The sequence below is a fragment of the Ignatzschineria sp. 22MB058224 genome (assembly GCF_058188435.1).
Genome location: NZ_CP187366.1, coordinates 1,675,001 through 1,685,000 on the forward strand (window position 1 = coordinate 1,675,001; position 10,000 = coordinate 1,685,000).

General features: G+C 40.3%; 8 protein-coding genes and 2 rRNA genes (2 of these 10 cut by a window edge). 2 read left to right on the plus strand and 8 right to left on the minus strand.

The window, feature by feature from the left end:
* The 6 genes from ACPF7B_RS07320 to ACPF7B_RS07345 all read right to left on the minus strand — a co-directional run.
* Positions 1 to 167, minus strand: partial view of a linear amide C-N hydrolase gene (locus tag ACPF7B_RS07320; protein WP_490505167.1) — the 5' portion only. The gene continues 979 nt to the left of window position 1, outside the view; the window shows 167 of its 1,146 coding nt (coding positions 1-167); it begins with the start codon at positions 165 to 167; its stop codon lies beyond the left edge, outside the window.
* A gap of 40 nt (positions 168 to 207) precedes the next feature.
* The gene (locus ACPF7B_RS07325) at positions 208 to 411 is read right to left on the minus strand and encodes a tautomerase family protein (RefSeq protein ID WP_490505168.1); all 204 of its coding nucleotides are present in this window, start codon (positions 409 to 411) and stop codon (positions 208 to 210) included.
* A gap of 377 nt (positions 412 to 788) precedes the next feature.
* Positions 789 to 1,184 carry a hypothetical protein gene (locus ACPF7B_RS07330; RefSeq protein ID WP_490505169.1) on the minus strand — a complete coding sequence of 132 codons (396 nt, stop codon included), beginning with the start codon at positions 1,182 to 1,184 and terminating at the stop codon, positions 789 to 791.
* Between the two features lie 229 nt (positions 1,185 to 1,413).
* On the minus strand, positions 1,414 to 3,375 hold the full coding sequence (locus ACPF7B_RS07335) for a PhoX family protein (protein ID WP_490505170.1): 1,962 nt from the start codon (positions 3,373 to 3,375) through the stop codon (positions 1,414 to 1,416).
* Between the two features lie 238 nt (positions 3,376 to 3,613).
* Positions 3,614 to 3,946, minus strand: coding sequence for a hypothetical protein (locus tag ACPF7B_RS07340; protein ID WP_490505171.1), 333 nt, complete (start codon positions 3,944 to 3,946; stop codon positions 3,614 to 3,616).
* A gap of 126 nt (positions 3,947 to 4,072) precedes the next feature.
* The gene (locus ACPF7B_RS07345; protein ID WP_490505172.1) at positions 4,073 to 4,852 is read right to left on the minus strand and encodes a HesA/MoeB/ThiF family protein; all 780 of its coding nucleotides are present in this window, start codon (positions 4,850 to 4,852) and stop codon (positions 4,073 to 4,075) included.
* Positions 4,853 to 5,138: 286 nt separating this feature from the next.
* Between ACPF7B_RS07345 and hslV the strand changes: the two genes are divergently transcribed.
* Together hslV and hslU are read left to right on the plus strand one after the other, a co-directional pair.
* Positions 5,139 to 5,678 (plus strand): ATP-dependent protease subunit HslV, encoded by a 540-nt coding sequence (hslV, locus tag ACPF7B_RS07350; protein WP_490505173.1) that lies wholly within the window; start codon positions 5,139 to 5,141, stop codon positions 5,676 to 5,678.
* Positions 5,679 to 5,747: 69 nt separating this feature from the next.
* Positions 5,748 to 7,085: an ATP-dependent protease ATPase subunit HslU gene (hslU, locus tag ACPF7B_RS07355; RefSeq protein WP_490505174.1), complete on the plus strand. Its 1,338-nt coding sequence runs from the start codon at positions 5,748 to 5,750 to the stop codon at positions 7,083 to 7,085.
* Between the two features lie 294 nt (positions 7,086 to 7,379).
* Here the strand turns inward: hslU and rrf are convergent.
* Positions 7,380 to 7,494, minus strand: a 5S ribosomal RNA gene (gene rrf / locus ACPF7B_RS07360).
* A gap of 181 nt (positions 7,495 to 7,675) precedes the next feature.
* A 23S ribosomal RNA gene (locus tag ACPF7B_RS07365) occupies positions 7,676 to 10,000 on the minus strand; it runs 587 nt beyond the window's last position.

Genomic DNA, 10,000 nt, shown 5'->3' on the forward strand with positions numbered 1-10,000 from the left:
ATCCCTTGGGGTAGAATCCATAAATTAGTGCCCACATCTCGCTTCCAATCCATTGACCGAGCAGTGATATTTCGATTATTATCACCATGAAAGACTACTCTGGTACAGGCATTAGCGGTTACTGTTAAAAAAATTGCTGCACTTAAAACTACAATTATTTTTTTCATAGGCGTTATATTTCTTCCCTTTTTCATTCAATCACTCATCTTACTTCTGATTTTTTCGAAAATCTTTTACAGGGACTCCTGCAATTCCCCAATTGTTCATTGGGACTTCATCAATCACAACAACTGTTGTTGCTGGATTTTTACCTAAAACATCCACTAAAACCTGAGTCATTCCAGCAATAATTGCTTGCTTCTGTTCAGCAGTGACACCTTCATCAGTAATTTTTACATTTATATATGGCATAACATTTTCTCAAGATATGTTAGTCAAATTATAAGGCAATTAATCCACAAAAGGCTAAAAATTACTCTCAATCAATCAAGAATAACGCATTACTTTTTACACCAGACTATACGATCCAATATACATATAATACGAATCAAATACTTAGTAGGAATTTTCAGCAACTATTTTATTGACTTCACTTTTATGAAATAAACTAAATAATTCATTCTTCTTAGTAGCATTCGGTTTATAAGTCTATACGCTCCCGAAAATCTACCAAACCAAAGGTATTTAAAAAAACCTACAATAAAAAAGGAGCATTACAAAAATGCTCCCTAACAATTCTTTTTACACAGTCGATGTCTTAATTTAACGATCTATTCTAAAACATACAGCTATTGTTTTTGAATAAAAAGCATTACCGGTTCTCCATTTATATAGAGAACACTTTCCCGATCCGCACCGTCTTGTAACGAAATTTTGTCAGTCTTTTTAATCATCACCTTATCTTTCACTTCCGATGAAAGTTTCAATTCAATTGGATTTCCTTTTTCATCTAAAGCTTCGATATAAACGAAATCCTCTTTATCGTCTAATTTTTCAAACTCATCCGACACTCTACCTGCCAGTATCACGGGTAAGATAGAGACACCAACAACAACGACAGATGTACCAAGTACAACACTTTCATTAACATTTAATTTGATTGTATGCTGAGCATTTACATACTGCAAAGCAATCAATGTACCTATCGTTAAAACAATTATTTGAAATTTGGATGGACCCGCCATGATCAATCTCTTTAATATTTTTAGTGTATCGTTATTGTATTTTATAGCCGAAAAATACGGCTTTTGAGGAGTCTGTAATATATGTTTTTTTTGCTCTTTCTACAATACTCAAACGATTAAATTATTGTAAAAAAAACCCTAGAAATGTCGCGATATCTCTAGGGCTTAGCTAAAAAGACGAGAAAATCAATTTTATCCTCGCCTGCTACTCAAACTATTTACTAAAAAATCAGCTACCAATCACGCCTCCATCAAGTTTTTGAATTACAACAGTAGCTGAACGAGGACGACCTGCCGCCGGCCCATCTGGCCAGTTAGAGATTGCTAACGCTGCATCTGGTACAGTTACACCATTATCTGGTTCACCTGGATGTTGGATATTAATAAACATTGTTTTATTATCCGGAGTAAATGCAATACCAGTTACCTCACTACCATTAGGAGCAGTCAAGAAACGTTTAAAAAAACCATCAGCAGGATCGACCGCTAACATTTGATTATTCCCCATTCCTTGATACGCTTTTTTATTAATTGTTGAAGAAGAGACATCTGTTTGCACCCAGAGAATCCCATTATGATCAAAGGCAAGACCATCGGGAGATCCAAATGCATCCCCTTTATTCTGAGCTTGATGATTCGATGATGTTTCATAATCTGATCCTGCAAGTGCTAAGATATCCCATTCAAATGTCAACGATGTAACATCATCATTCTTTTCATGCCAATGAATGATATGACCAAATAGATTATTCTCCCGAGGATTTGCGGCATCAATACCTGGATAACCAGCTTTACCTCGATTACTATTATTCGTTAATGTACAATAGATGTTACCTGGATTTTTGGGGTCTGCGGCAATCCACTCTGGTCGATCCATTTTCGTTGCACCTACGATATCAGCAGCTTTTCGGGCATTGATCACAACATCACCTTGATTATTAAAACCATTTTCAGTAGTCAGACCATTTTTTCCAAAGACTAACGGTAACCATTCACCTTTACCTGAATCATCAAAGCGAGCCACATAAAGCGTACCATCTGATAACAGCGCACTGTTCGCCTTACCTTTCATTGGATCATACTTCTCGTTACTGACATATTTATAGATATATTCAAAACGCTGATCATCTCCCATATAGACAGCTAAACGCTGATCTGGTCCAACAACGACCTTAGCACCTTCATGTTTAAAACGACCAAGACTTGTATGCTTAATGGGAATCGATGTTGGATTTTCTGGATCTATTTCAACAACCCACCCAAAACGATTTGGTTCATTCGGATTTTTATTAACATCAAAACGCGCATCAAACTCTGCCCAACGATAAGAGGGATCTTCTGGTGCAATACCATAACGCTTTTCAAGTGGATTTAATTCTGTATTCGCTTTTACAAAAATATCGGCCCAGTTCTCTTCACACGCTAAATATGTTCCCCACGGCGTTTCACCATTTGCACAGTTTTGCATTGTTCCAAGAACTTTACTTCCTGTAGGATCCGCCGATGTTTTAAGAAGCTCATGCCCTTTTGCAGGACCTGATATTACCATCTCCGTAAGAGGCGTTATACGACGTGCATATTTAGATGGACGAACAACCTCCCAATCACCTTTAGCATTTTTCATGATCTCGATGACTGAAACACCCATCGCATTTTGAGATTTTAATACTTTATCTGCGGACCAATTAGCATCACCATCTTTGAAAAGAAGACCATTATCAACATATTCATGGTTCATTACTAGTAGACCATGATGTGAGCGCTCTTCACCTTCACCTATTGGAAAATAGGACATTCCATCATGATGCATACCTGCTTGTACTGCTTGCTCCTCAGGGGTATTTGAGCCATCTTTTTTAAATTTCGGACTATTACCCTCAATCCCAACAGGATCGCCCCACTTATAGAATGCCACTGCTTTATAGCCATCCGGTACGATAACGGTATCGAGCGTTGAGTAGGGAATCGCTTTGAAAGTAACTCTACCGCTTTTAGCGGCGGATACAACATCTTTGCGTGCAGCTTCTTGTGCAAGAAGAGTTACAGGAAATATTGAAAAAATTCCAGTAGTTACACCAAGTCCTCCCATTTTAAACAATGAGCGGCGAGAAATACGAGCATCCATTATTTCTGAAAATACTGCGTTTTGTGCTTCGTTATTCACTTCAAATTCATCACGTTTACGTGTCATGAGTTATCTCCAAATGATTCAAGACTATAAAAAATATCCCGGTGCAATTCCGAGCTATCCATATCGTAAAAAATGAATATGACACTGATATGACAGTAAATTAAATTTCGCGATTTTATACTTGAAAGTAATAAATTAGAGACAAAAAAAGGAAATCACTGATTTCCTTTTAGAAAACTCAAAAAATGGACTGAATTTTCAATCACCTAATTCTTTTATTGAAACTTTTTCGATGAAATTACTTACAACGTAAAACAGTATTGACAATGCTACTATTTTTACTATCGACACGAGCATAGGTACTATCAATAGCTCGATAGATTTCTACCGAGAAATCTCCAGAATTTGAAAATTTAATCCCGTTATCGATGGCCGATTCATTTGGGGAATAAGGTGCTAAACCAGCGCGAACACATGCACTGAATTCATTAAAATGCTTATCGGATACTAATTCTAAATCATGCTCTGCATCACGCTTATAATCAGCATAACTCACACTATTTTGGGAACTAGAGCCCGCACATCCTGTCAGGCTCACTGCTACTATACCTAATAAAAATACCTTTTTCATTGTTTGTCCTTATTTAAACTCAATAAATTATTCATTTAAAAATAGATAACTCTATTTATGGAGCTAATAATAACGACTTAAAATGCATTCGTATAGTAGTTAACGTAACTCTTTTATTTTAAACATTTAATATAAATGCGGAGCCGTACAATCTGGATTACGGTGATATGAAAATTGTTGCCAAGAAAATGTTAACGCATTATAGAGATAGATTTTTCCTATTGCAAGTTGCCCAATACCTAATAAAAATTTTAGTGCTTCTTGTGCCTGAGTAACCCCAATAATATGAACAACAGGCGAAAAAACACCAAAGAGCGCACAATTACCATCATCCGCGTGTTTACCACTAAAAAGACACTCATAACAAGCCGCGCCTGAATCTCGTAAATCAAAAAAAGTTATCTGACCCTCATAACGCACTGCAGATCCCGAAATTAATGGAATTTTATGATGCATTGCCACTCGGTTAATTGTCTTACGCAAATCAAAGTTATCACTGCAATCTAAGATTAAATCTGCATATTGAACAATTTTTTCCAAATCCTCAAGCCCAACTCTCTTTAAGATGGGATGAAACTTCACATCTGGGTTTAAGGCCTTTAAATGCTTAGTAGCTTGTGTAACTTTTTCAAGCCCTATATCACTCATTTGATAAAAAGTTTGCCGGTGAAGATTTGTCAGCTCTACTGTATCAAAATCAATAAGCGTGATTTCACCGATGCCACCTCCCACTAAGATGGGAAGAGCAGCCATTCCAAGCCCACCACAACCAACGACAACAACATGTGATTTTCGTAACTTTGCCTGCCCCTCAATATCGAATTGCTCAAGCATAATATGACGAGAATACCGTAATAACTCCTCATCCGTCAGAGAAAACTCTGAAAGTGCCTGCTGTTGACTCATGGTATATTCCTTACTATGTACTTATTGCGAGAGTTCCTTACTTGGAAATTTCTTTTTTATAGCTTTAATAATACTACAAATCAAAAATCAAGTCCTACAACCTCCATCTATTAGGATATCGATTAATTAAAAAATAAGTCAATTCCATACTAACGTCTCTAATTCCGCTAATAGCAATCTTATATTTTCATTACGTGAGATTGAGATTAATTATGATGTTTCTCTTGAAATCAATTTAAGGAACCGCATTATAAACTCATGCAATTATTTTAAGAAGGAGTTTGCAGTGGAACAATTTAGGGGTACAACAATCTGTGCAGTTCGCCGAGGAAATGAAGTTGCCATCGGTGGAGATGGTCAAGTTTCTATGGGTAATACTATTATGAAAGGTAATGCTCGCAAGGTACGTCGCCTTTTTAATGGCAAAGTAATCGCCGGATTTGCTGGAGGGACTGCAGATGCCTTTACACTTTTTGAACGTTTCGAAGAAAAACTTGCACAACATAGTGGCAATCTCACCCGTGCAGCAGTAGAGCTAGCAAAGGATTGGCGTACTGAACGTTCACTTCGTAAACTCGAGGCGTTATTAATTGTCGCTGATGAAACCGCAACACTTGTAATCTCTGGTCTTGGCGATGTCATCGAACCTGAGCATGATATCGCGACCATTGGATCGGGTGGAATGTTCGCACAAAGTGCTGCACTTGCACTAATTCAAAATACAGAACTTTCAGCAGAAGAGATTGTCCGTAAAAGTTTAGAAATTGCAGGTAATGTCTGCATCTACACTAATACCAATTTGACAATTGAAAAATTAAGCTTCTAATAAAAATTACAAGTTACTTTTCAATAATAACGTTACTCAAAAATTTAGATTTAAAAAGGGAAATAACTTATGAGCTCTATGACACCTAGAGAGATTGTACAAGAACTCGATCGCTATATCATTGGACAAGATCAGGCTAAACGCTCAGTCGCAATTGCTCTTCGCAACCGTTGGAGACGCCAACAAGTTGAGAGCGATATGCGCAAAGAGATCACACCAAAAAATATTTTAATGATCGGTCCGACTGGCGTTGGTAAAACTGAAATTGCTCGTAGACTTGCAACACTTGCAAATGCACCATTTATCAAAGTAGAGGCAACCAAATTTACAGAAGTTGGGTATGTAGGTCGCGAAGTTGATTCGATTATTCGTGACCTTGTTGAAGTGTCAGTAAAAAAAGTTCGGGAGCAAATGATTAAAGAGCTTTACCCAAAAGCCGAGGAAGCAGCAATTGAACGAGTTTTAGATTCAATTTTACCGCCTCCTAAAAATATCGGTTTTGCAGATGAACCTACAACACAAAGAATAGATAACCCAACTCGGCAAAAATTTCGCGAAAAAATTATTCGCGGTGAAATGGATGATAAAGAAATCGATATTGAAGTTTCCAGCGGTGGACTTGGCGTAAATATTATGTCGCCTCCGGGAATGGAGGAGATGGCCGATCAGCTTCAATCGCTTTTCCAACAATCGGGCATGGAAAAGAAAAAAACAAAAAAAATGAAGATTAAAGATGCACTTAAAGTAGTCCAAAATGAAGAAGCTTCCCGCCTGATTAATGATGAAGAAGCCAAACAAAAGGCTATCGAAGTTGCAGAGAACCAAGGAATTGTTTTTATAGATGAAATTGATAAAGTGTGTCGTAAAGGAGAATCTTCTGGTGCAGATGTTTCCCGTGAAGGCGTACAACGAGATCTACTTCCATTAATCGAAGGGTGTACTGTATCCACAAAATATGGTGCTATTAAAACTGACCATATTCTTTTCATTACATCAGGTGCTTTCCATTTATCAAAGCCCTCAGATCTTATCCCTGAACTTCAAGGTCGATTACCGATTCGCGTAGAACTCAAATCACTCAATGCCGATGATTTTTATCGTATCCTAACTGAACCCTCCTCTGCGCTTATCAAGCAATACAAAGCCCTTTTAAAGACGGAAGGTGTAGATCTAGAATTCGATGATGCAGCTTTGCACAAAATTGCCAAAATGGCCTTTGATGTAAACGAAAAAACTGAGAATATTGGTGCTAGAAGACTTCATACAATTCTAGAAAAACTTCTTGAAGAAATTTCATTCTCTGCCTCTGATCATGATGGCGAAAAATTTGTTGTAACAGAAGAATATGTGAAAAATGAATTAGACGATCTAGTTGAAGATGAAGATTTAAGTCGATTTATTCTCTAATAAAATCTTGCAATCAGCAGTTAATAAGCTGCTACTTATAATAATCATAGGCTAATTTCAATTTTATACTGAAATTAGCCTTTTTTATGGTTAGTCTGCTGCTTTAAATCGGTATTTTATTTTCTATTACTCAAATGCCATTCAAGCTCAAAGCAATCTCCGGCGGGGATTGTTGGTATTGGTATTTGTATTGGCCTAAAAATCGCGGACTTACCTATTTTCGATTGGTTATGATTATTCCGCGCAGCAATGAAAAAGCCCCTAGTTCAATGAACTAGGGGCCTTCAAATTAAGCCCTGGAAATGACCTACTCTCACATGGGAACTCCCACACTACCATCGGCGCTGCTACGTTTCACTTCTGAGTTCGGGATGGGATCAGGTGGTTCCATAGCGCTATTGTTTCCAGGAAAACTGGTGTGTGCTTGAAGTGATACTCACTCCACTCACAAATAAATTTGATTAGTTGGTTGTAACAGCAATGGCGATTTATCTCGCGTTGATTGTTTTGTTGTGCACTTAAGTTTGTGTATTCACATTAACTTTGGAAACGCTTTCATGTCTCGTAGTCAATTGTCTAAGACCTATTATATGGTCAAGCCTCACGGTCAATTAGTATTGGTAAGCTCAATGCATTACTGCACTTACACACCCAACCTATCAACGTCGTAGTCTTCGACGGACCTTTAGAGGGGTTAAACCCCTAGGGAAATCTAATCTTGAGGAAGGCTTCCCGCTTAGATGCTTTCAGCGGTTATCCCGTCCGTATGTAGCTACCCGGCAATGCCATTGGCATGACAACCGGAACACCAGAGATACGTCCACTTCGGTCCTCTCGTACTAGAAGCAGCTCCTCTCAAATTTCCAACGCCCACGGCAGATAGGGACCGAACTGTCTCACGACGTTCTGAACCCAACTCGCGTACCACTTTAAATGGCGAACAGCCATACCCTTGGGACCGACTACAGCCCCAGGATGTGATGAGTCGACATCGAGGTGCCAAACTCCGCCGTCGATATGAACTCTTGGGCGGAATCAGCCTGTTATCCCCGGAGTACCTTTTATCCGTTGAGCGATGGCCTTTCCATACAGAACCACCGGATCACTAAAACCTACTTTCGTACCTGCTCGACGTGTCTGTCTCGCAGTCAAGCACCCTTTTGCTTTTGCACTCAATAGCCCGATTTCCGACCGGGCTGAGGGTACCTTCGTACTCCTCCGTTACTCTTTCGGAGGAGACCGCCCCAGTCAAACTACCCACCATACAATGTCCTTAGCCCAGATAATGGGCCTAAGTTAGAATTCCAAATCTTTCAGGGTGGTATTTCAAGGATGGCTCCACTAAAACTAGCGTCTTAGCTTCAAAGCCTCCCACCTATCCTGCACAAAAAGATTCAAAATCCACTGTAAAGCTATAGTAAAGGTTCACGGGGTCTTTCCGTCTTGCCGCGGGTACACCGCATCTTCACGGCGATTTCAATTTCACTGAGTCTCGGGTGGAGACAGCCTGGCCGTCATTGCGCCATTCGTGCAGGTCGGAACTTACCCGACAAGGAATTTCGCTACCTTAGGACCGTTATAGTTACGGCCGCCGTTTACTGGGGCTTCGATCAAGAGCTTCGCTTACGCTAACCCCATCAATTAACCTTCCAGCACCGGGCAGGCGTCAGACCCTATACGTCCACTTTCGTGTTTGCAGAGTCCTGTGTTTTTGATAAACAGTTGCAGCCAGCTTTTCACTGCGACCCTCCTCAGCTTACTGCGTAAAGCATTCACCAAGGAAGGTGTACCTTCTCCCGAAGTTACGGTACGATTTTGCCGAGTTCCTTCACCCGAGTTCTCTCAAGCGCCTTAGAATTCTCATCCCAACCACCAGTGTCGGTTTGGGGTACGGTTCTCATATCACTATTGCTTAGAAGCTTTTCTTGGAAGCATAGCATCAACCACTCCGGAGCTCGTAAGCTCCTCGCATTCACATCTCAGTATTAAGATCCCGGATTTGCCTAAGATCTCTACCTACTTGCTTACACTGGCATACCAATCACCAGCTGGTCTAGCTTTCTCCGTCCCTCCATCGCATGATACGAGAGTTCAGGAATATTAACCTGATTCCCATCGACTACGCATCTCTGCCTCGTCTTAGGGGCCGACTCACCCTGCTCCGATTAACGTTGAACAGGAAACCTTGGTCTTTCGGCGTGCGAGTCTTTCACTCGCATTAACGTTACTTATGTCAACATTCGCACTTCTGATACCTCCAGCAGCTCTTACGAGTCCACCTTCACAGGCTTACAGAACGCTCCCCTACCACATATATTCTATAATATACATCCGCAGCTTCGGTATATCGCTTTAGCCCCGCTAAATCTTCCGCGCAGGCCGACTCGACTAGTGAGCTATTACGCTTTCTTTAAATGATGGCTGCTTCTAAGCCAACATCCTAGCTGTCTATGCCTTCCCACATCGTTTACCACTGAGCGATAATTTAGGGACCTTAGCTGGCGGTCTGGGTTGTTTCCCTCTCCACAATGGATGTTAGCACCCACTGTGTGTCTCCCATGATAATACTTTCCGGTATTCGGAGTTTGCATCGGGTTGGTAAGTCGGGATGACCCCCTAGCCGAAACAGTGCTCTACCCCCGGAAGTAAATTACATGAGGCGCTACCTAAATAGCTTTCGGGGAGAACCAGCTATCTCCAAGCTTGATTAGCCTTTCACTCCGACCCACAGCTCATCCCCATCTATTGCAACAGATGTGGGTTCGGCCCTCCAGTCAGTGTTACCTAACTTTCAGCCTGGCCATGGGTAGATCGCCTGGTTTCGGGTCTACACCCTGCGACTATACGCCCTATTAAGACTCGGTTTCCCTACGCCTACCCTATTCGGTTAAGCTTGCCACAGAATGTAAGTCGTT